Source organism: Microbacterium sp. Cr-K20, assembly GCF_000708325.1.
Lineage (GTDB): Bacteria > Actinomycetota > Actinomycetes > Actinomycetales > Microbacteriaceae > Microbacterium.
In genome coordinates this window covers 64,577-84,226 of the sequence record NZ_JARE01000004.1, presented here as the reverse complement: position 1 = coordinate 84,226, position 19,650 = coordinate 64,577, and the positions used below count along the sequence as shown (strand labels likewise).

22 protein-coding genes are annotated in these 19,650 nt (G+C 68.6%); 2 read left to right on the top strand and 20 right to left on the bottom strand.

Annotated features, from left to right (window positions below):
• The first annotated feature begins 36 nt into the window (after positions 1-36).
• Positions 37-1,611 carry an AMP-binding protein gene (locus tag GZ67_RS0100870; RefSeq protein WP_029260947.1) on the top strand — a complete coding sequence of 525 codons (1,575 nt, stop codon included), beginning with the start codon at positions 37-39 and terminating at the stop codon, positions 1,609-1,611.
• Between the two features lie 35 nt (positions 1,612-1,646).
• Here the strand turns inward: GZ67_RS0100870 and GZ67_RS0100865 are convergent, their stop codons facing one another.
• The 12 genes from GZ67_RS0100865 to GZ67_RS0100810 form a co-directional block, all read right to left on the bottom strand.
• Positions 1,647-3,080 carry an FAD-dependent oxidoreductase gene (locus GZ67_RS0100865; protein ID WP_029260946.1) on the bottom strand — a complete coding sequence of 478 codons (1,434 nt, stop codon included), beginning with the start codon at positions 3,078-3,080 and terminating at the stop codon, positions 1,647-1,649.
• Positions 3,077-3,358, bottom strand: a complete 282-nt coding sequence (locus GZ67_RS0100860; protein WP_051662239.1) for a 2Fe-2S iron-sulfur cluster-binding protein — start codon at positions 3,356-3,358, stop codon at positions 3,077-3,079. Before GZ67_RS0100860 ends, GZ67_RS0100865 begins: the two co-directional genes overlap by 4 nt.
• Positions 3,355-4,527, bottom strand: a complete 1,173-nt coding sequence (locus GZ67_RS0100855) for an NAD(P)/FAD-dependent oxidoreductase (protein ID WP_036302910.1) — start codon at positions 4,525-4,527, stop codon at positions 3,355-3,357. The genes GZ67_RS0100860 and GZ67_RS0100855 overlap by 4 nt, the downstream gene beginning before the upstream one ends.
• Before the next feature lie 2 nt (positions 4,528-4,529).
• Entirely contained in the window at positions 4,530-5,459 is a 930-nt protein-coding gene (locus GZ67_RS0100850; protein WP_029260943.1) for a dihydrodipicolinate synthase family protein, read from the bottom strand.
• 29 nt (positions 5,460-5,488) lie between these two features.
• Positions 5,489-5,878, bottom strand: a complete 390-nt coding sequence (locus GZ67_RS0100845) for a nuclear transport factor 2 family protein (RefSeq protein WP_029260942.1) — start codon at positions 5,876-5,878, stop codon at positions 5,489-5,491.
• The gene (locus GZ67_RS0100840; RefSeq protein WP_051662237.1) at positions 5,875-7,569 is read right to left on the bottom strand and encodes a DUF885 domain-containing protein; all 1,695 of its coding nucleotides are present in this window, start codon (positions 7,567-7,569) and stop codon (positions 5,875-5,877) included. The genes GZ67_RS0100845 and GZ67_RS0100840 overlap by 4 nt, the downstream gene beginning before the upstream one ends.
• Complete coding sequence (locus GZ67_RS0100835) at positions 7,566-8,792, bottom strand: amidohydrolase family protein (protein WP_036302869.1); 1,227 nt, start codon at positions 8,790-8,792, stop codon at positions 7,566-7,568. The genes GZ67_RS0100840 and GZ67_RS0100835 overlap by 4 nt, the downstream gene beginning before the upstream one ends.
• Positions 8,789-9,625 (bottom strand): ABC transporter ATP-binding protein, encoded by an 837-nt coding sequence (locus tag GZ67_RS0100830; RefSeq protein WP_051662235.1) that lies wholly within the window; start codon positions 9,623-9,625, stop codon positions 8,789-8,791. Before GZ67_RS0100830 ends, GZ67_RS0100835 begins: the two co-directional genes overlap by 4 nt.
• On the bottom strand, positions 9,622-10,446 hold the full coding sequence (locus tag GZ67_RS0100825) for an ABC transporter ATP-binding protein (RefSeq protein WP_051662233.1): 825 nt from the start codon (positions 10,444-10,446) through the stop codon (positions 9,622-9,624). Before GZ67_RS0100825 ends, GZ67_RS0100830 begins: the two co-directional genes overlap by 4 nt.
• Positions 10,443-11,348, bottom strand: a complete 906-nt coding sequence (locus GZ67_RS0100820; protein ID WP_029260937.1) for an ABC transporter permease — start codon at positions 11,346-11,348, stop codon at positions 10,443-10,445. Before GZ67_RS0100820 ends, GZ67_RS0100825 begins: the two co-directional genes overlap by 4 nt.
• Complete coding sequence (locus tag GZ67_RS0100815) at positions 11,345-12,367, bottom strand: ABC transporter permease (protein ID WP_029260936.1); 1,023 nt, start codon at positions 12,365-12,367, stop codon at positions 11,345-11,347. The genes GZ67_RS0100820 and GZ67_RS0100815 overlap by 4 nt, the downstream gene beginning before the upstream one ends.
• 80 nt (positions 12,368-12,447) lie before the next feature.
• Positions 12,448-14,046, bottom strand: a complete 1,599-nt coding sequence (locus GZ67_RS0100810) for an ABC transporter substrate-binding protein (RefSeq protein WP_029260935.1) — start codon at positions 14,044-14,046, stop codon at positions 12,448-12,450.
• A 176-nt stretch (positions 14,047-14,222) separates the two neighbouring features.
• Between GZ67_RS0100810 and GZ67_RS0100805 the strand changes: the two genes are divergently transcribed.
• The gene (locus GZ67_RS0100805; protein WP_036302868.1) at positions 14,223-14,768 is read left to right on the top strand and encodes a helix-turn-helix domain-containing protein; all 546 of its coding nucleotides are present in this window, start codon (positions 14,223-14,225) and stop codon (positions 14,766-14,768) included.
• Positions 14,769-14,854: 86 nt separating this feature from the next.
• Here GZ67_RS0100805 and rplQ read toward each other — a convergent pair whose 3' ends face one another.
• The 8 genes from rplQ to map form a co-directional block, all read right to left on the bottom strand.
• Complete coding sequence (gene rplQ / locus GZ67_RS0100800) at positions 14,855-15,424, bottom strand: 50S ribosomal protein L17 (protein ID WP_029260933.1); 570 nt, start codon at positions 15,422-15,424, stop codon at positions 14,855-14,857.
• A 33-nt stretch (positions 15,425-15,457) separates the two neighbouring features.
• Positions 15,458-16,447, bottom strand: a complete 990-nt coding sequence (locus GZ67_RS0100795) for a DNA-directed RNA polymerase subunit alpha (protein ID WP_029260932.1) — start codon at positions 16,445-16,447, stop codon at positions 15,458-15,460.
• A gap of 134 nt (positions 16,448-16,581) precedes the next feature.
• A complete protein-coding gene (gene rpsK, locus GZ67_RS0100790; RefSeq protein ID WP_017829189.1) occupies positions 16,582-16,980 on the bottom strand; it encodes a 30S ribosomal protein S11 in 399 nt (132 codons plus the stop codon).
• 31 nt (positions 16,981-17,011) lie between these two features.
• Positions 17,012-17,386: a 30S ribosomal protein S13 gene (rpsM, locus tag GZ67_RS0100785; RefSeq protein ID WP_017829190.1), complete on the bottom strand. Its 375-nt coding sequence runs from the start codon at positions 17,384-17,386 to the stop codon at positions 17,012-17,014.
• Positions 17,387-17,564: 178 nt separating this feature from the next.
• Complete coding sequence (rpmJ, locus tag GZ67_RS0100780) at positions 17,565-17,681, bottom strand: 50S ribosomal protein L36 (protein ID WP_005050492.1); 117 nt, start codon at positions 17,679-17,681, stop codon at positions 17,565-17,567.
• Between the two features lie 64 nt (positions 17,682-17,745).
• On the bottom strand, positions 17,746-17,967 hold the full coding sequence (infA, locus tag GZ67_RS0100775; protein ID WP_017201569.1) for a translation initiation factor IF-1: 222 nt from the start codon (positions 17,965-17,967) through the stop codon (positions 17,746-17,748).
• A gap of 165 nt (positions 17,968-18,132) precedes the next feature.
• A complete protein-coding gene (locus tag GZ67_RS0100770) occupies positions 18,133-18,798 on the bottom strand; it encodes a DsbA family protein (RefSeq protein ID WP_029260931.1) in 666 nt (221 codons plus the stop codon).
• On the bottom strand, positions 18,798-19,649 hold the full coding sequence (gene map, locus GZ67_RS0100765) for a type I methionyl aminopeptidase (RefSeq protein ID WP_029260930.1): 852 nt from the start codon (positions 19,647-19,649) through the stop codon (positions 18,798-18,800). Before map ends, GZ67_RS0100770 begins: the two co-directional genes overlap by 1 nt.
• Position 19,650 lies beyond the last annotated feature (1 nt).

The window sequence follows — 19,650 nt, the reverse complement described above, 5'->3', positions numbered from 1 at the left end:
ACGACGACGTCGGCATCCCGGATCGAAGGAGATCTCATGGTTCGCAGCGCCTACCCCGATGTGGAGATCCCCGAGGTCTCCATCCACGAGTTCCTCTTCGGCGGGCTCGACGAGACCGAGCTCGACTCGATCGCGCTCATCGACGGAGTGAGCGGCGCGACGACCAGCTACCGGCAGCTCGTCGGACAGATCGACCTCTTCGCGGGAGCCCTCGCCGCCCGAGGGGTGGGTGTGGGGACCACGGTCGGGGTGCTGTGCCCGAACATCCCCGCGTTCGCGACGGTGTTCCACGGCATCCTCCGGGCGGGGGCGACGGCGACGACCATCAACTCCCTCTACACGGCGGACGAGATCGCGAATCAGCTCGCCGATGCGGGGGCGACGTGGCTCGTGACCGTCTCACCACTGCTCCCCGGGGCTCTGGCGGCCGCGGAGAAGCTCGGCCTCTCGGCCGATCACGTGATAGTCCTCGACGGAGCGGAGGGCCATCCCTCGCTGCCGGCGCTGCTGGGCGAAGGGCATCACGCACCCGAGGTGTCGTTCGATCCGGCGACGCACCTCGCCGTCCTGCCCTACTCCTCCGGCACGACCGGGCGACCCAAGGGCGTGATGCTCACGCATCGGAACCTCGTGGCCAACGTGTCGCAGTGCCGGCCCGTTCTCGGTGTCACGGCGAGCGATCGGCTCCTCGCCCTGCTCCCCTTCTTCCACATCTACGGGATGACCGTGCTGCTGAACTTCGCGCTCCGCCAGCGCGCCGGACTCGTCACGATGCCGAAGTTCGATCTGCCCGAGTTCCTCCGCATCATCGCGGAGCACCGCACGACCTGGGTGTTCGTCGCGCCCCCGATCGCCGTCGCACTGGCCAAGCATCCGATCGTCGACCAGTACGATCTCTCGCCGGTGAAGGTGGTCTTCTCCGGCGCCGCTCCCCTCGACGGCGCGCTGGCGTCGGCGGTGGCGAGCCGGCTCGACTGCATCGTCACCCAGGGGTATGGGATGACCGAGACCAGCCCCGCCGTGAACCTCACCTCCGAGACGCGCGACGACATCGACCGCTCCGCCATCGGCCCACTCGTGCCCAACACCGAGGCACGACTGGTCGATCCGGAATCGGGCGAGGACGTGCCGGTGCCCGCCGAGGGTGCCAGCGAGCCGGGCGAGCTGTGGGTGCGCGGGCCGCAGGTCATGGTCGGATACCTCAATCGCCCCGATGCCACCGCCGAGATGCTCGACGCCGACGGCTGGCTGCACACCGGCGATGTCGCGACCGTCACCCACGACGGCATCTATCGCATCGTCGACCGGCTCAAGGAGCTCATCAAGTACAAGGGGTACCAGGTCGCCCCCGCCGTGCTGGAGGCGGTGCTACTCGAACACCCCGCCATCGCCGACGCCGCCGTGATCGGCGCCCTCGACGACGACGGCCAGGAGGTGCCGAAGGCGTTCGTGGTGCGGCAGCCGGATACCGACCTCGACGCGGATGCGGTCATGGCGCACGTCGCCGCCCATGTCGCCCCGCACGAGAAGGTGCGACAGGTCGAGTTCATCGAGGTGATCCCGAAGTCGAGCTCCGGGAAGATCCTCCGCAAGGACCTGCGGGTCCGCTGACGCCGCGGTCGGCGCCCGCCGGGCGCCGACCGCGATCAGTCCGCGTCGAAGAGGTCGGCGTACGTCTGCAGGGACACCGGCTTGACGGGCAGCTGAGCGGCGAAGCGACCGGCGTCGGAGACCGTCCCGCCGCGCGCGGCGGCGACCGCACCGGCCACAGTCGTCTCGCAGTACCGCCCCTGGCAGGGCCCCATGCCCGTCCGGCAGCTCAGCTTGACCGCATCCACGGTGTCGGCATGCCGGTTCGCCTCAAGGAACCCGTCGACATCGGACCGTGGAATCCCTTCGCACCGACAGACCGTCGTCGCCGGGGAGGCGAGCGCCGTGAGGCCGGGTCGCTCGGGCGCGAACATCCGCTGCACGACCGCGGCGAACCGTCGGGAGCGGCGCAGGTCCCGTTCGATCGCCCGAGCGCGCACGGCGTCCACGGGCCTGCCGAGACCGGCGGCGATCGCCGCCGCAGCCGCGGCCCCCTCCGCCCGTGACTGCTCGGCCCCGGAGACACCGGTGGGCTCACCCGCGACGAAGACCCCGGGAACGCCCGTCTCGAAGTTGCCGTCGACGTCCACCAGCCATCCGCCGGCGGCCGAGTCCCAACGCACCGGGCATCCGAGCTGACGCGCGAGCTCCGTGGAGGCCTGGAACCCGTAGCCGAGGACGACGGTCCGCGCCGGGACCTCGCGCTCGGGTCCGCGCACGCGCCACGCCCGGTCGGCCTTCGCCAGTCGGATGCCACTCACGCCACCGTCGCCGACGATCGCCGTGGGGACCGTCGACGTCGTGATCCGGACGCCGTGCCGCACGAGGGTCAGCACGCAGCCTGCCAGCTCGGCCAGCAGGCGCACGTGCCCGGACACGGCCGGAGCGGCGAGGAACAGCTCGCGCACGGAGGGCACTCCGCGGGCGAAGACCACCTCCGTCACCTCAGCCCCCGAACGGACCAGCTGGGCGGCCACGATCAGCATCAGCGGATGCGAACCCGCCAGCACGACCGGACCCGCTGCCCGCAAATGCTGTGCCTTCAGGAGACCCTGTGCCGCGCCGGCCATCAGCACGCCAGGCATCGTCCATCCGGGGATCGCCACCGGCATGTCGTAGGCGCCGGTGGCGACGAGCAGCCTCCGCGCGTGCGCGCGCCGCGAACCCTGAGGGCCCGTGACGAGCACCTCGAAATCGTCGCGCCCGGTCGAGCGCGCATCGAGCACGCCGAACACGGTCGACTCGAACCACCAGTCGATGCCGGTCGCCGCGGCGGCATCCGCGAGCAGATCCGCCGCCCAGGGATACCCGACCGGAGACCGCACCGGCTCGTCGAACTCGGTGGGCGGCTGACGGAAGATCTGTCCCCCGGCGGCGCGCTGCTCGTCGATCACGAGCGTCCGAAGGCCCTGTGCGTGCGCCTCGAGCGCTGCGGCCAGACCGGCCGGTCCTGCCCCGACGATCGCAAGGTCGTAGAGGTCGGCGCTCATGCGCCGGTCCGCACGTTCATGCCGTCGCGGACGGTGGTCAGACAGGTGCGCGTCATCGGCACGCCGTCGACCGTGATCGCGCACTCGAAGCAGGTGCCCATGTTGCACAGCGGCGCGCGCTGCTCGCCGCCCCGCCGAGCGAAGCACCGTTCGCCCTCGGCCAGCATCGCCGCCGCCACGGTCTCCCCCGCAGCGGCGCGCACGGACCGACCGTCCACGACGAAGTACACATCCAGTCGCCGCGGCACCGCGCGATCGGCGAGGGGCTGGTCGTTCATGCCATGACTCCGAATCTGTCCGGGGCGTAGGGCCGCAGGTCGATGTGGGGTGTGCGACCGGCGGCCAGGTCGCAGAGGGAATGGGCGAAGCTCGGCCCGAGCGTGAAGGCCGATCCGCCGGTGGCCACGAACATCCCCGGGCATCCGGGCACCTCTCCCACGAGTGGCAGCTGATCCGGCGTGACTGTCGTGGTCCCCGCCCAGGACCGCACGATGGGCAGTCGGGCTGTGCCCGGCACCACGCCGATCGCCGCGCGGGCGTTGCCCACGATGGACTCCGGGAGAAGGCGAGGACGCGTCTCCAGGTCCGGGGAGCCCGCGCGGCGGCTGAGTGCTGCCGGCCACCCCCCGCCGATCAGCACCGTGCCGTCCTTCGTCTGCTTGAGCGAGAGCTTGGCGCCGGCGTGCTGGATCAGGTGTCCGATGAAGGGCTCGACCGGCGCGCTCACGCTCATCATGAGAGCCAGCGGGATGGTCGGCAGGTCCGCGCCGGCGAGCGCACCCACGTCCGTGGTCCACACCCCCGCGGCGATCATCACCGTGTCGGCGTGGATGCTCAACGTCGAATCCGGACCGGCGGCGGTCACCTTCCAGCCGCGCGCGTCGCGCTCGAGCCCGCTCACACGGGTGTGCGTGCGGACTTCTGCGCCGAGCTTCACGGCACCCCGCACCAGAGCGGGCCCCGCGGTGCGCGTCTCGGCCTTGCCCTCGATCGGACAGAAGGCGGCCGCGAGCACCGACTCCGACAGGTAGGGCGCGATGCGCCGCGCCTCATCACCGTCGAGGAGGGTGACATCCAGCCCCCACTCCTGCTCGAGACCGACCTTGCGTTCGAGCACCGCCACCTGCTCCGCCGTCTCGGCGAGCATGAAGCCGCCGCGCTGCACGACACCGACCGATTCGCCCAGCTCATCTCCCAGCCGCGTCCAGGCCTCGGCGGCGTCCAGATGCAGGGGCATGGCTGCGGCGGCGGTGCGCGCCGACTCCCACCCGTTCTCGACCATCCGATACTCGAGCTGGAAGTGCAGGCTGCCGGCGTTCTGGCCGGAGGCGTGCTGGTTCAACTGGTCTTTCTCCAGCAGCAGTACGGAGGCGCCCTCGCGTGCCAGCATCCAGGTCAGTGCCCCGCCGAGCAGGCCACCGCCGATGACGACCGCGTCGTACCGCATGCTCACGACAACGGCACGGTCGCGATGCCGAGCCCCTCCAGCGTGGTGCGGACACGGTCCACCTGCTCGGTCGAGAGTTCGAGCAGGGGGCGGCGGACGAAACCGGCCGGAACGCCCTGCAACCGAAGGGCGGTCTTCATGATCGCCTGCTGGTTCCCGAACTGCGCGCCGTAGTCCGGCCCGAACCAGCTGGTCATGACCACGCGATCACGAGCGCCGAGTTCGATCGCCCGCGCCCGATCCCCCGCGGCGAGCGCATCCCAGAAGCCGGGGTGGTCGTTGCCGAGCGGGGCTCCGGAGCCCATGAGACCGTCTCCGTGACCGAGCGTCGCGAGGTCGGCTCCGAGCGCGTTCGTCGGGACGCCGAAGTAGCGCACGCGATCCTCCACGAGATACATGGCGTCGAGGAAAGCCCGGAAGTCGCCGGTGGAGTTCTTGATCGCCACGACGTTCTCGATGTCGGCCAGTTCGCTCAGGAGGTCCGGGCTCAGGTCGACGATGCAGCCGCGCGGCCAGTTGTACACGGTGACGGGGAGCGATGTGCCGTCGGAGACCTCCTGGTAGAAGGCCACGATCTCCTCGCGGGTGGGCACCATGTAGGGCGGCGGCGTCACGAGGATACCGTCGAGCCCGGCCTCCTCCGCCGCGTGCGCGTGCCGGATCGCCTCGGCCGCCGTGAACGCGTTGCAGCCGCCGATCACGCGCATGTCCGCGCGGAACCGACCGCCGAGGGTGAAGAGCTCAGCGCGTTCGGCCTCGGTCATGCTGAACCACTCGCCGGAGGTGCCGGCGAGGATGACGCCGTGCATCCCCTGCGCGGCCAGCCACTGCATCTGTCCCTCGAACGCGACGGGATCCAGCTCCCCCTCGCGCGTGAACGGGGTGGTGATCGCGGGAATGTACCCGTGCCAGTCGACGGTGTTGCGGTCCATCTGTCTCTCCTTGCTCCGACTCGTCCGACTCACTCGACCGGCATGTCCTGGGCGTGGTGGTGCACGATCCGCCATCCGTCCGCGTCTCGGCGCACCACATCCGTGACGCGCACCACTTCGACCAGCGGCTCGCCCGCCGCGGTGCGCACCTCGAGCACGTACCGGATCACCCCGGTGTCACCGAAGTCGCTCGTGACGATGCCGGTCGGCACGACGCTCGGCAGCGTCCGCCGGCGCTCGTCGGGGTCGGCAGCAGGACCCCGCAGCTCGTCGAGTTCGGCGATACCGTGCATGAGCGTCGGCCAGGGGGTCTCCCACACCGTCACGTCATCGGCGAGGCGCGCATCGAACGCGACGCGATCGGCGAGGTCCTCGTACAGCGCGACGATGAAGCTCTCGAGCTCGGCGGTGGTGGTCATGCGTGTTCCTTCGTCAGGTCCTGCAGCAGACGCTCGCGCAGCGGCGCGAGCCCCATCGGTCCGAGCGCGAGGGCCCGGGTGTGGAAGTCGAGTGTGGATGCGGTGCTCGCCGTGCGCGCCTCGGCCCAGAGCTTCGCGCCGACCTTGAACGCCAGGGCCTGCCCCGGCCAGCCGAGGTAGCGGTCCACCTCGAACCGTGCGGTCACGGGATCGACGAGGCCGTAGTGCACCAGGAAGTCGCGGGCGATCGCCGGCGTCCACTCCGTCTGGTCGGTGACCTCGTTGCGCCGCAGCGGCCGACCGGTGTGCAACCCGATGTCGGCGACGATGCGCACCGTGCGCCACAGCTGTCCGAGCAGCATCCCCAGCCGTTCCGGGGCATCGCGCAGCAGACCCAGCTCGTCCGACAGCGCCTCCGAGTAATGCGCCCAGCCCTCGGCATACCCGTGGATCTCGCACAGGTAGCGCTGCCAGGGGTGCAGGGACGCATTGGCCCGGTTCACCGCATGCTCGAGGTGGTGCCCGGGGACGCCCTCATGGTGGAGACTCGTGAGTTCCTGCCAGGTCGGCACCGACGTCGCTCCGGCGGGGATCGTCCAGACGATCTTGCTGCGCGCCGAGCCGTCGGGCGCTCCGGGCGTGTAGTAGACGACGCCCTTCGCGGCCCGCGGAACGACGATGTCGACATCGCGCACATCCGCGGGCAGCGCGAAGGCCGTGCCGTCGACCCGATCCAGGGTCCAGTCCAGGCGATCGCGCAGCCAGCCGACGACGTCGTCCGCATCGACGCGGTGCCCCGGGTCCTGCGCGAGCGTGCGTGCAGCGACCGAGACGTCTGCCGGCGCGCCGGTGCCGAGGATCTCTCCCGCGACACCGCGCGCCTGCCGCCACAGTCGATCGAGTTCGTGCCAGCCGTAGTCGTACACCTCGTCGAGGTCGAGCTCGGTGCCGAGGAAGCTCTGCGCGGTCGCGCGATAGACGCTCTCACCGACGGCATCCTGCCGTGGCGCATGGGGCAGCAGTTCGTCGCGCAGCATCCGCTCGAACCCCGCCATCGCGTCGGTCGCCGCGAGTGCCGCACGATCCAGGGCGATGCGGCGGGAGGCGGACAGATCTGTCGCGCGGAGGGATCGGAAGTAGTCGACTCCGTCGGGGTCGATCCAGCCCGCGATCTGATCCGCGACCTCACGCACCTGCCGTTCCGCGGCGATGCCGGTGCCGATGAATTCGCCGCGCTCCCCCGCCGCGCGCGCCCACTTCAGGCGGTCGTCGAGCTGGGTCAGCGCCCGGGGCACCCCCGACAGGCGGGTGATGATCTCGTCGCCGGCGGCGTCATCCGTGACGGTGACGTCGTCGAACGCCTCGCGCACCAGATGCACCGGTGTCGCCAGCGGTGCGAGCAGCCGCGCAGTGAAGCCGGTGTCGAACAGGGCGATGTCGCTGTCCATGCGCTCCCGAAGAGCGGCGTGCAGCGCTGCATCCTCCGTCGTCGGTTCGACGGTCGCCAGCGCGTCGCGCGTGCGCACGGCGAGCGCGCGGCGTTCGACCGCCCACTCGGCGCTGAGATCGGGCAGTCGATCCTGCGCGGTGACGCCCAGCGCCTGCGCAGCGGCCGGCTCGTGGTCGGCGAGTGTCGCGACGTACTCGTCGGCGATGCGCACGGTCGAGGTGCCCGAGGTCGGGGTGTTCACCGTCCGGCCCGGTCGTCCCGCAGCACGGCGCCGCCCTGCATGACCCAGTCGATTCCGCGCAGCGCAGCCACATCCGCTGTCGGATCCGCGTCCGTGGCGATGAAGTCCGCCCTCGCACCGACCTCGACGACGCCGAGGTCGTCAGCTCCGAGCAGCTCCGCCGCGGACGAGGTGGCCGAGCGCATGACGTCCAGCGAGTTCATGCCCGCGTCGACCATGAACTCCATCTCGCGCACCGTCGCGGTCGTGCCGTCGAAGTCCGCGGCGGGCGGCATGTCGGTGCCCATGGCGATGCGCACCCCGCTCGCGATCGCGTTCTCGAGGCTCTCCCAGTGACGCGGCCCCGCACCGAGCGCACGCTCCTTCATCCAGGTGGGCACGCCCTGCGCGTCGAAGAACTCCTCGCACCGGCTGACCGTGATGGTCGGCACGTACCAGACGCCGCGATCGCTCATCAGGTCGGTGACCTCGCGGGTGAGCTCGTAGCCGTGCTCGACGCAGTCCAGGCCGAGCTCGATGGCACGCCGCAGCGTCTCGGACGGCCCGACGTGCGCGGTGACCTTGCGGCCCCAGTCATGCGCGGTCTGGATGACGGCGGCCATCTCGTCGTCGGTCAGCTGCGGGGTGTCGATCTGCTCGTGCTCCCCCGCGATCCCGCCCGAGATGCAGACCTTGATCAGGTCGGCGCCGTGGCGGATCTGCAGCCGCGTCAGTCGGCGCAGGTCGTCGGCGCCGTCGCCCTCCAGCGCATCGGACTCCCACCCGTGCCCACCGGTGCAGCACAGTGCGTGTCCGGCGGTGTACAGCCGTGGGCCCGCGATGATCCCGGCGTCGATGCCGCGGCGCAGGGCGAAGTCGAGGTAGCGGCTCTCGCCGACCAGCCGCGCGGTGGTGACGCCGGCATGCAGGGTGCGTCGGGCACTGTCGGCCATCACCAGCAGCAGGTCGGGGTCGCCCTTGGAGGCGATCTCCGCCCCTGCGGTCCCGGGAAGCGCGAGCCCCAGGTGCACGTGCATGTTGATCAACCCCGGGCTGAGGATCCGGCCGGCCAGGTCGATGACCCGTGCGTCGCCGGCGTCGAGGGTGCCGGTGGCGCCGAGCCCCGCGATCACTCCGTCGGCGTCGACGAGGATGTCGTTCCCGTCCCGCAGGTGCTCGGAGCGCCCGTCGAAGATGCGGGCTCCGGTGAGGAGGACGCGGCGGTCCTCGGCGATGGTGATCATGCTTCTCCTCCCGTGGCGGGGGCCGCGACGGCCTCCGCGAGGTCTTCTTCTCTGCCCGGCAGCCGCTTCGTCGGGCCGATCTCCGGGATGGCATCGATGAGGCGCTGCGTGTAGGGGTGCTCTGCGTGCTGCCACAGCTGTTCGCTGGGCCCGCGCTCGATGATCTCACCCGCGTACATCACCGCGGTCTCGTCGGCGATCGCCCGCACCAACGACAGGTCGTGCGAGATGAACAGCATCGCCATGCCGAGTTCGCGGACGAGGCCCTGCAGCAGCTCGACGATCTGCGCCGACGAGAAGGCATCGAGGGCCGTGACCGGCTCATCGGCGACGACCACGCTGGGCTGGGCGGCGAGCGCACGGGCGATCGCGAGCCGTTGCCGCTGACCACCCGAGAACTGGGTGGGGTAGCGAGAGGCGGCCGACTCGTCGAGTCCGACCAGTCGCAGCAGTCGTGAGACCTCGGCAGCACGGGCGGATCGTTCGAGCGCATCGGGAGCGCCATCCAGCAGCTGCGCTCCGATCGAGCGACGGGGACTCAGCGAGGCATACGGGTTCTGGAACACCATCTGCAACCCGCGGTCGCGGCTCGGGCGGCGGCGCATCGTGAGCGGATGCAGCGGCTCTCCGTCGAAGCGCACCGTGCCGGAGGTCGGACGGTCGATCCCCACGGCGACCCGGGCGAGCGACGACTTTCCGCATCCCGACTCCCCCACGAGTCCGACGATCCGGCCGCGTTCGACGGTCAGCGAGACGCCCTTCACCGCGTGCACGGGCGGGGCGCCGCGCCGGCGGTGCGTGACGACGACGTCGTCGATCTCCAACGCGCTCATCGTGCGCCTCCTCGGTGGGTGCGCTGCGCGGCGAGCGACTGCGCCCTGGATGCGATCAGCGCGCGGGTGTACTCGTGCGACGGCGTGTTGAGGATCTCGTTCGTCGGACCGTGCTCGACGACGGTGCCCTCCTTGAAGATGTAGGTCCGGTCGGCGATCGCGCTCATCACCCCGAGGTCGTGCGTGATGAACAGCATCGACACCCCCGTCTCGCGCGCCAGACGGTCGAACAGGCGGAGGATGCCGGCCTGCACCGTGACGTCGAGCGCGGTGGTGGGCTCGTCGGCGATCAGCAGGCGGGGCTCGCACGCGAGCGCGATCGCGATGGCCGCACGCTGCCGCATGCCTCCGGAGAACTGGTGCGGATACGCCGTGATCGCCTGGTGCGGGTCGCGGATGCGCACGAGATCGAGCAGCTCGATCGCTCGCGCCTGCGCCTGCTTCTGGCTCACACCGGTGTGGTGGATGAGGTGCTCGGTGATCTGCGTGCCGATCCGCAGCAGCGGGTGCAGTGCGGCGGTCGGATCCTGGAACACGATGGAGATGCGATTGCCGCGCACCTCGTTGAGCTCCCGGGTGCTGAGGGTCAGCAGATCACGCCCCTCGAACAGGACCCGGCCGGAGGCGGTCGCGCCCTCGGGAAGGATGCCCATGACCGCCGAGGCCGTCATGCTCTTTCCCGAGCCGCTCTCGCCGGCGAGGCCGACGACCTCACCCTGTCCGATCCGGATGCTCGTGTCGTGCACGAGCTCGATCTCGCCCTCCGGCGTCGGCATGACGACGGAGAGGTCCTCGATCGAGAGCAGCGTCGCGTCGCTCATCGCTTCCTCGCATTTCGTGAGCGCGGATCCAGGTAGTCCTGAACGGCGTCTCCCAGCAGGTTGAAGGCCATCACGATCGTGAGGATCGCGAGGCCGGGGAACAGGCTGATCCACCAGTTCCCGAGATTCTGCGAGCCGAGGGCGATCATCGCACCCCATTCCGCAGCCGGGGGCCGGGGGCCGAGGCCCAGGAACGACAGCGCGGCGAGCATGAGGATGGCGTTGCCGAGCTCGATCGTCGCCATCACGAGCGCCGGGCCGGCGCTGTTGGGGATGACGTCCTTGACGATGGACTTCAGGGTCGTCGACCCGAGCAGGCGTCCGGAGAAGACGTATTCCTGCTCGCGCACGCTGAGCACCGAGCTGCGGATGATCCGCGCGTACAGCGGCCAGGAGACGATCACGAGGGCGAGCACGGCGTTTCCGACGCTCGGCCCGAAGGCCGCGGCGACCGCCATGGCGAGGATGATCTGCGGGAACGCGAGCACGAGGTCGGCCACGCGCATCAGCACGTTGTCCGCCGCCTTGCCGAAGTACCCGGCCGCGAGGCCGACGGTTCCGCCGACGAGCAGCGAGAACACGACGATCGCGAGGGCGAGGGGCAGCGAGAGCTGGGCACCGTAGATCACTCGGCTCAGCACGTCGCGACCGAGGTCGTCCGTGCCCATCCAGTGCGCGGCGGACGGCGCATCCAGGAACGGTCCGCTCGTCTCGAGCGGGTCGTACGGCGCGATGACCGGGGCGAGGAGCGCCGCGAGGATCCACGCGGCGATCACACCGAAGGAGATCACGGTCACGGGCGTCCAGAACGACGTGCGCGGGGTGAACCGGCGGTTGCGACGGAATCCGCGACGACGCGGCTCCTTCGCGACGGCGAGCCGGTCGGAGGACAGGATGGTCATTTCGCTCCGATCCGGGGGTCCACGATCGTGTAGAGCACGTCGACGAGGAGGTTGATCAGGGTGTAGACGACGGCGATGAACAGCGTCACGCCGAGGATCGCCTGCAGATCGAGCGAGAGGGCGCTCTTGTAGGCGTACTGGCCGAGCCCCGGCCACGAGAGCACCTGCTCGACGAGCACGGCGCCACCGAGCAGCGAGGCGAACATCAGCCCGGTCACCGTGAGCACCGGCAGCAGTCCCGCTTTGAAGACGTGGCGCCAGGTGATCGTCCGCGCCGGGAGGCCCTTCGCGGTGGCGGCGCGGATGTACTCGGCGTCCAGCACCTCGATCATGGCGGAGCGCACGAAGCGCAGCAGGCCCGAGACGGTGAGCGCGGTGAGGATGCCGACGGGGAGGATGAGGTGCCAGACGGCGTCGGCGAACACGTCCCACTGCCCGGCGAACACGGCGTCCAGCGTGTACATACCGGTGACGGTGGGCGGCGGGTCGTATTCGTTGCTCAGTCGCCCGCCGTTGGGGACGAGTCCGAGCGCGTAGAAGAAGACGTACAGAGCGACCAGGGCGAGCCAGAACGGCGGGGTCGAGAGCCCGACGAGGGACACGCCGCGGATGCCGCCGTCGATGGCCGAGCCCTTGCGGGTGGCGGCGATCATGCCCAGCGCGACGGCGATGACGATCGCGAGGATCATGGCGGGCAGCGCCACCTCGAGCGTCGCGGGGATGTACTGCGCGAGGTCCTGGGTGATCGGGCGGTGGGTCTGCTGCGAGATACCGAGATCACCCTGGAAGAGGTTCGCGATGTAGCGGCCGTACTGCACCCAGATGGGCTGGTCCAGCCCCCATTTCTGCTCGAACGCGGCACGCAGCTCGGGGTCGTCGTAGGCCTGCTGCGACAGGTTCGCGGCGGCCGGGTCCCCGGGGACGATGGTCATGAGCGCGAAGGTCACGACGGTGACCCCCCAGAGGAGGATGATCGCGCTGATCAGCCGGCGGCCGATCATCTGCAGGAGGGCTGGCATTGCTCGTTCGCCTTCGGTGAGGTGGTGAGAACCGGAGGTCGGCCGCCCGACAGGAGGGACAGGCGGCCGACCGCGGCGGACTACTTCGCGGAGATGGCCGCGAGGTCGACCGTCCAGCCTGCCGGCGTGTAAGACGCACCGACCAGGTTCGAGGTGGCGACGACGATGCCGGCGTTGTTCGCGAGGACCACGAAGGGCGAAGTCTCGTTCATGACCTTCTGCCAGGCGATCATCGCCTCGGCACGGCCTTCCGGCGTCACCTCGGCGTTCACGGCGTCGCTGGCCTCGACGGCGCGCGGATCTGCGCGCTCCACGGTCCATCCCGCGCGGGTCGAGGTCGAGGCGGCGGGTGCCATGTTGTTCACGAGCGAGTCCGCGGCCGGGTAGTTCAGGCTGTTCGGCGAGAAGTTGATCTCGTTCTTGCCCTCGGACTGCGACTGCAGGAAGACGTTGATCGGCTCGGGCTGGAGTTCGATCTCGATGCCGGCCTTCTTCGCGTCCTGCTGCACCTTCGTGACGATGGTGCCGAGGTCGACGCCACGATAGGTGATCGCCGGATACACGAGGTTCACCTTCGGTGCGGGGATGCCCGCCTCCTCGAGCAGCGACTTCGCCTTCTCGATGTCCTGCGGCTGCACCTCGGACTCGTCGAGCGCGCCGCCGAATGCGGGCGGAACGAGCCCGGCCGCGGCCGTCGCGCCCTCGCCGAAGATCTCGGCGATCCCCGCACCGTCGACGCTGGCACGCAGCGCCGCGAGGAACGCCGGGTTGGAGGTGATCTCCGAGACGGCGGGGTCCTGGTTCACGCTGAGGAAGTAGGAGGTGTCGGCGACCCCGGAGACCTGGAGGTCGTCAGAGAGCTCGGCCGCCTGTGGACCGGAGAGATCCAGGGCGATCTCGTCTGCCTTTGCGCGCGAGATCGTGAGCTTCTGGTTCTGGACGTCGACGTTCTGCACGACCACGCGCGAGTAGGCCGGGGCGTCGCCCCAGTAGTCCTCGTTCACCTCGAGCACGACCTTCGAGCTCGAGTCGTAGCTCTTGATCTTGTACGGACCGGAACCGAGGCTGACCTCGTCGAGCTGCGTGCCGATCGTGTCCGCGGAGGCTGCATCGGCCGCGTCGGTCGCGCCGAGCTTCTCCGCCTCCTCGGCGTTCAGGATGCTCGCCGCGGGCATCGCGAGGACGACCGGGACGTTCGGGTTCGGGGTCGGGCTGGTCACGACGACGGTGTCGTCACCGTCCGCGGCGAAGGTCAGCCCCTCGACGGTCTGGGAGGAGGACCCCTTGAGGTTCTGCAGGCGCGTGAGGCTGAACACGACGTCCTCCGCGGTCACCGCGGAGCCGTCGGCGAACGTGGCGTCCGGGTTCAACGTGAAGGTCCAGGTCGTGCCGTCGTCGGACTGCACCCACTCGCTGGCGAGTTCCGGCACGACAGTGGTGACGTCGGAGCCCTCGTACGTCACGAGCGTGTCGTACAGCGCGTGCACGATGATGTTGCCGGTCTGCTCGTAGACGAGTCCCGGGTCGAGGGTCTTCAGCACGAACGAGGTGTCGACCGTGAGGGTCCCACCGCCGCCCGAGGCTGCATTGTTCGATGAAGCTGAACAACCGGCGAGCACGAGTGCGGCGACGGCGAGAGATGAGGCCAGTGCGAGGGGTTTCGCGAAGGATGAAGTCATCGTCGATCTTCCTGTGATCAGGGGGCAGGACGCAGTAGAGTTCTGGGAAGTTGATCCGGTTGCTCGCGCGTTCGGGGGAACGGATTTCAATCTGATCGAGATTTTCAATCCGATTAAAAGATACAATCACATTGAAATCGAACATGCAACAGTCATCCGTTCGATCGAAAGGATCGATGAATCACGTGCTCGGCGAACGCCTCAAATCCCTCAGGGCCGCAAAGGGTCTCACCCTGCGGCAGCTCTCCGACCTGTCCGGCCTCTCGGTCAGCATGCTCAGCCAGATCGAGAGCGGCTCGGCCGACCCGAGTCTCGGTTCGCTGCGCAAGCTCGCCCAGGTGTTCGAAGCCTCGATCGCCACGCTGTTCAGCGATCCGGATGCCCCCAACGTGTCCGTCAGCCGGCCGGGCGCCCGGCATCGACTCAGCGGATCCGACGCGGGCTTCGTCTACGAGCGACTGACGCCGGGACGCGGCGACCTCGAAGTCCTCACCGCCGACATCCCCCCGGGGGCCGCGAGCTCCGCACACCCCTGGGGCCACCCGTCGACCGAGTGCGTCTTCGTCATCAGCGGGGAACTCACCGTCGAGATCGCGGGGCAGACGTACATCATCGTGGGCAGCGAGTCGATCACCTTCGACTCCCGCCAGCCGCATCGCTACATCAACGCCAGTGACGCGATGACCTCGATCGTCGTCTCGGTCACTCCCCCGTCACCGTGATACGATCCCGCCGCGCCCCGTCGCCCGGCAAACGAAGAAGCCCGCCACCCCGAATGGGGCGGCGGGCTTCTTCGTGAGCGAAGTGCTTACTCGGACTTCTTCTCGACAGCGTCCTCAGCGGCAGCCTCGGCTGCTTCGCCTTCGGCCTGCGACTCGGCGCCGGCCTCGGCTGCGTCCTCGGCGGGAGCCTCCTCAGCGGGGGTCTCCTCGACGACCTCGGCGGGCTTCTCCGCCTTCTCGGCCTTCTCGGCCTTCGGCGCAGCAGCAGCCTTCTTGGTCGACTTCGCCTTCGGGGTGACGGGCTCGAGAACGAGCTCGATCACGGCCATCGGAGCGTTGTCGCCCTTGCGGTTGCCGACCTTCGTGATGCGGGTGTAGCCACCCTCGCGCTCGGCGACGAGCGGTGCGATCTCGGAGAACAGGATGTGCACGACTTCCTTGTCACCGATGACCGACAGCACGCGACGACGCGCGTGCAGGTCGCCACGCTTGGCGAAGGTGATCAGACGCTCGGCGAGCGGACGAAGGCGCTTGGCCTTGGTCTCGGTCGTCTTGATCGACTTGTGGGTGTAGAGCGCCGCCGCGAGGTTGGCAAGCATCAGGCGCTCGTGTGCGGGGCCGCCTCCGAGGCGGGGACCCTTAGTGGGCTTGGGCATAATCGTCTAACTCCTGGTCAGAAAGGTCGGGTTTCAGAAGGACTCGTCTTCGCTGCCGCCGTAGAAGTGGGCGCCGTCGAAACCGGGCACCGAATCCTTGAGCGACAGACCGAGCGAGATGAGCTTGTCGCGCACCTCGTCGACCGACTTCTGGCCGAAATTGCGGATGTTCATGAGCTGCGTCTCCGACAGGGCGACGAGCTCCGAAACAGTGTTGATGCCCTCACGCTTCAGGCAGTTGTACGAGCGGACCGACAGGTCGAGGTCTTCGATCGGCATCGACAGCTCGCTGGAGTTCACAGCCTCCACCGGCGCCGGGCCGATCTCGATGCCCTCGGCCTCGACGTTCAGCTCGCGGGCGAGACCGAACAGCTCGGTGAGCGTCTTCGCAGCCGACGCGACGGCGTCGCGGGGGCTGATCGCCGACTTCGTCTCGACGTCGAGGACGAGCTTGTCGAAGTCGGTACGCTCACCGGCACGAGTCGCCTCGACGCGGTAGCTCACCTTGAGGACCGGCGAGTAGATCGAGTCGATCGGGATCTGACCGGCCTCGGCGTACTCGTTGCGGTTCTGCGTCGCCGAGACGTAGCCACGGCCACGCTCGATCGTGAGCTCGAGCTCGAACTTCGCGGTCTCGTTCAGCGTCGCGATGACGAGCTCGGGGTTCTGCACCTCGACACCGGCCGGAGCCGAGATGTCGGCGGCGGTGACCTCGCCCGAACCGGTCTTGCGCAGGTACGCCGTGATGGGCTCGTCGCGCTCCGAGGAGACGACCAGCTGCTTGATGTTGAGGATGATCTCGGTGACATCCTCCTTCACGCCGGGGATGGTGCTGAACTCGTGCAGCACGCCGTCGATGCGAACGCTGGTGACAGCAGCACCGGGGATCGACGACAGCAGGCTGCGGCGCAGCGCGTTGCCGATCGTGTAACCGAAGCCGGGCTCCAGAGGCTCGATGATGAACCGGCTACGGTTCTCGACGATCTTTTCCTCGGTCAGTGTGGGACGCTGTGCAATAAGCACTCTGTGTTCCTTTCGATCACATGCCCGCTATATGACATGTGGTGGGGTGAGGTTTTGAGTTGTGGAAGTCGATGCCCGTACGCGGGCGTCGAGCCGCTCGGACCACGAATGGGCCGAGCGGCTCGAGGCGCGTATCAGACGCGGCGACGCTTCGGCGGACGGCAGCCGTTGTGCGCCTGGGGGGTGACGTCCTGGATCGAACCCACCTCGAGGCCTGCGGCCTGCAGCGAGCGGATCGCGGTCTCGCGGCCGGAGCCCGGACCCTTCACGAGGACGTCGACCTTCTTGACGCCGTGCTCCGCGGCCTGGCGGGCTGCGGACTCGGCAGCCATACCGGCGGCGTACGGGGTCGACTTGCGGGAGCCCTTGAAGCCCACGCCACCCGACGATGCCCAGGCGATGACAGCGCCGGACGGGTCGGTGATCGAGACGATCGTGTTGTTGAACGTCGACTTGATGTGGGCCTGGCCCAGCGCGATGTTCTTCTTTTCCTTGCGGCGCGGCTTGCGCGCGGCGGCCTTGGGTGCAGCCATGAAAGTGTTCTCCTAGTCCCTGGGGCCGCGCTTAGCGGGCCTTCTTCTTGCCTGCGACGGTGCGCTTCGGGCCCTTGCGGGTACGGGCGTTGGTCTTGGTGCGCTGACCACGGACCGGGAGACCACGACGGTGGCGGATGCCCTCGTAGGAGCCGATCTCGACCTTGCGGCGGATGTCTGCTGCAACCTCGCGGCGCAGGTCACCCTCCACCTTGTAGTTGCCTTCGATGTGGTCGCGGAGGGCGATCAGCTGGTCGTCGCTGAGGTCCTTCACGCGGATGCTCTCGTCGATCTCCGTCGCCTTGAGGATCTCGACCGAGCGGGTACGGCCGACGCCGTAGATGTAGGTAAGGGCGATCACCACGCGCTTGTCGCGCGGGATGTCAACGCCGGCAAGACGTGCCATGCGGTTCTCCTGGGTGTTGTGGAGGTGTGGAACAGGATCGGTGCCCGGGCCTCCGCCCCGAGGTGTCCCCCGCTTCCGCGGGTTCTGATCCTGCCGTTGTGTTTTCAGTTATGAGATGTGCGTGAGCGATGCCGCGCAGCTCGGGCCCGTCGAGCGGATCGGCGGGCCCGCCGGGGACTCAGCCCTGGCGCTGCTTGTGACGCGGGTTGCTCTTGCAGATCACCATGACGCGGCCGTGACGGCGGATCACCTTGCAGTGATCGCAGATGGGCTTGACGCTGGGGTTGACCTTCATGATGTTTCCTGTTCGCTGTCTTCGTACCGCCCCAGGCAGGGGCAGGCCGTTACTTCTCGACCGATCAGCGGTAGCGGTAGACGATACGGCCGCGGGTCAGGTCGTAGGGGCTGAGCTCCACGACCACACGGTCCTCGGGGATGATACGGATGTAGTTCTGCCGCATCTTGCCGGAGATCGTTGCAAGGACCTTGTGTCCGTTGCTGAGCTCAACGCGGAACATCGCGTTGGGCAGAGCCTCGGAGATCACGCCCTCGATCTCGATGACACCGTCTTTCTTAGCCATAGCCTCGCTGACGCTTCTGCAGATCGGTCGATCTGCGGTGGGTGATTGGGTTTGTGGTGCTGCGCCGACGGACACGCCGAATCAAGGCACAAAGCACCAAAGATCTATGTTAGACGCTCCGGAGTCATCCGGCAACTTGACCGCCCGTGGCGGACAGCTGTCGGATCAACCGATCAGCTTCTCCATCTCGGTGATCTCGCCGGCCTGCAGGTCGAGGCGCTTGCCGTTGACCTCGATGGTCGGCGTGCCGCCGATTTCATGAGCCTTCGCCTGCGCCGCTCCGAACTTGCGATAGGTCTCGTCAGTGATGCACGAGACCGCATCGTCAGCGCCGACCTGCGATGCGAAGTCGGCGAGCTGATCCGTGGTGAGACCCGCGGAGTTCTCCGCCGGCTGGTTGTCGAACAGCGTCTTGGAGTAGTCGAGGTAGAGATCCGGGTTCGACTCCGCAACGCAGAAGGCCGCGCCGGCGGAGCGAGACGAGTACTCGGTGCCCTGCGAGTAGCGGTCCAGAATCGCGATGGGGTGGTACTCGAGGGTGATGCGACCGTCGGCGGCAGCGGCTTCCAGCTGCTCGCCGTACTGCTCTTCGAAGCTGGCGCAGATCGGGCACTGGAAGTCGACGAAGACCGCGACAGTGTCCTCGCCGTCACCGAACGAGATCGCACCGGTCTCTGAGTTGAACGTGTCGTTGGCCTTCGGTGCCGCGCCGGGCGAGGTGGCCTGGTTGTTGAGGAACACCACGAGTCCACCGATCGCCACCAGCACCACGACCACGGCGATGGAGACGCCGATCGCGAACCAGTTGGTGTTGCTCTTCGCCGCTGCCATTACTTTCCGATCTCTCGAGGCTCGACTCCGAATGGAGCGAGTCGGGCTCTTCCGCCATCGGGCGCAGTCAGCACCCAGATACCCCCATCATGCAGGGCGACGCTATGTTCCCAATGGGAGCCGTCCGTGCCGTCGACCGTCGTGACGGTCCAGTCATCATCCTCGATGAACGTCGAATCCCCACCCGCGGTGACCATCGGCTCGATCGCGAGCACGAGACCGGGTTTGACCTCTTCGCCACGGTCCGGCGTGCGGTAGTTGAAGACGCTGGGGGCTTCGTGCATCTTGCGGCCGATGCCGTGCCCGACGTACTCGCGGAGGATGCCGTACGACTCTCCCGACACCGCCGATGGGCCCTGAGCCTCGATGTAGTCCTGGATGGCCGCGCCGATCTCATCGATCGACGAGACGGATGCCATCGCGGCGATCCCCGCCCACATGGATCCCTCGGTCACTCGGGAGAGCTCTTCGCGCTGCGCGACCAGTTCCGGCCGCTCCGGGTCGGGAACCACGACCGTGATCGCGCTGTCGCCGTTCCAGCCCTTGAACTGCGCGCCGCAGTCGACCGAGACGATGTCGCCGGGCTGCAGCACGCGCTCACCCGGGATCCCGTGCACGACCTGCTCGTTCACCGAGATGCACGTCGTGTGATGGTAGCCGCGCACCAGCTGGAAGTTCGACTCCGCGCCGCGGGCCAGGATCGTGCGGTTGGCCATCGCGTCCAGCTCGAGGGTCGTCACGCCGGCCTTGATCAGCGGGCGGACGGCATCCAGCGCTGCGGCCGTGATGAGCCCCGGCTCGACCATCGCTCGCAGCTGAGCCGGGGTCTTGTAGATCGACCGGCGGAACATC

What these genes read in the sequence shown, in the direction of transcription:
- GZ67_RS0100855 (WP_036302910.1), bottom strand. Translation starts at nt 4,527, where the DNA reads ATGCGGTACGACGCGGTCGTCATCGGCGGTGGCCTGCTCGGCGGGGCA.
- rpmJ (WP_005050492.1), bottom strand. Translation starts at nt 17,681, where the DNA reads ATGAAGGTCAACCCCAGCGTCAAGCCCATCTGCGATCACTGCAAGGTG.
- GZ67_RS0100815 (WP_029260936.1), bottom strand. Translation starts at nt 12,367, where the DNA reads ATGCCAGCCCTCCTGCAGATGATCGGCCGCCGGCTGATCAGCGCGATC.
- GZ67_RS0100810 (WP_029260935.1), bottom strand. Translation starts at nt 14,046, where the DNA reads ATGACTTCATCCTTCGCGAAACCCCTCGCACTGGCCTCATCTCTCGCC.
- rpsM (WP_017829190.1), bottom strand. Translation starts at nt 17,386, where the DNA reads ATGGCACGTCTTGCCGGCGTTGACATCCCGCGCGACAAGCGCGTGGTG.
- GZ67_RS0100865 (WP_029260946.1), bottom strand. Translation starts at nt 3,080, where the DNA reads ATGAGCGCCGACCTCTACGACCTTGCGATCGTCGGGGCAGGACCGGCC.
- GZ67_RS0100830 (WP_051662235.1), bottom strand. Translation starts at nt 9,625, where the DNA reads ATGAGCGCGTTGGAGATCGACGACGTCGTCGTCACGCACCGCCGGCGC.
- GZ67_RS0100835 (WP_036302869.1), bottom strand. Translation starts at nt 8,792, where the DNA reads ATGATCACCATCGCCGAGGACCGCCGCGTCCTCCTCACCGGAGCCCGC.
- rplQ (WP_029260933.1), bottom strand. Translation starts at nt 15,424, where the DNA reads ATGCCCAAGCCCACTAAGGGTCCCCGCCTCGGAGGCGGCCCCGCACAC.
- GZ67_RS0100870 (WP_029260947.1), top strand. Translation starts at nt 37, where the DNA reads ATGGTTCGCAGCGCCTACCCCGATGTGGAGATCCCCGAGGTCTCCATC.
- infA (WP_017201569.1), bottom strand. Translation starts at nt 17,967, where the DNA reads ATGGCTAAGAAAGACGGTGTCATCGAGATCGAGGGCGTGATCTCCGAG.
- GZ67_RS0100845 (WP_029260942.1), bottom strand. Translation starts at nt 5,878, where the DNA reads ATGACCACCACCGCCGAGCTCGAGAGCTTCATCGTCGCGCTGTACGAG.
- GZ67_RS0100825 (WP_051662233.1), bottom strand. Translation starts at nt 10,446, where the DNA reads ATGAGCGACGCGACGCTGCTCTCGATCGAGGACCTCTCCGTCGTCATG.
- GZ67_RS0100805 (WP_036302868.1), top strand. Translation starts at nt 14,223, where the DNA reads ATGAATCACGTGCTCGGCGAACGCCTCAAATCCCTCAGGGCCGCAAAG.
- map (WP_029260930.1), bottom strand. Translation starts at nt 19,649, where the DNA reads ATGTTCCGCCGGTCGATCTACAAGACCCCGGCTCAGCTGCGAGCGATG.
- GZ67_RS0100860 (WP_051662239.1), bottom strand. Translation starts at nt 3,358, where the DNA reads ATGAACGACCAGCCCCTCGCCGATCGCGCGGTGCCGCGGCGACTGGAT.
- rpsK (WP_017829189.1), bottom strand. Translation starts at nt 16,980, where the DNA reads ATGGCTGCACCCAAGGCCGCCGCGCGCAAGCCGCGCCGCAAGGAAAAG.
- GZ67_RS0100850 (WP_029260943.1), bottom strand. Translation starts at nt 5,459, where the DNA reads ATGGACCGCAACACCGTCGACTGGCACGGGTACATTCCCGCGATCACC.
- GZ67_RS0100820 (WP_029260937.1), bottom strand. Translation starts at nt 11,348, where the DNA reads ATGACCATCCTGTCCTCCGACCGGCTCGCCGTCGCGAAGGAGCCGCGT.
- GZ67_RS0100770 (WP_029260931.1), bottom strand. Translation starts at nt 18,798, where the DNA reads ATGGCAGCGGCGAAGAGCAACACCAACTGGTTCGCGATCGGCGTCTCC.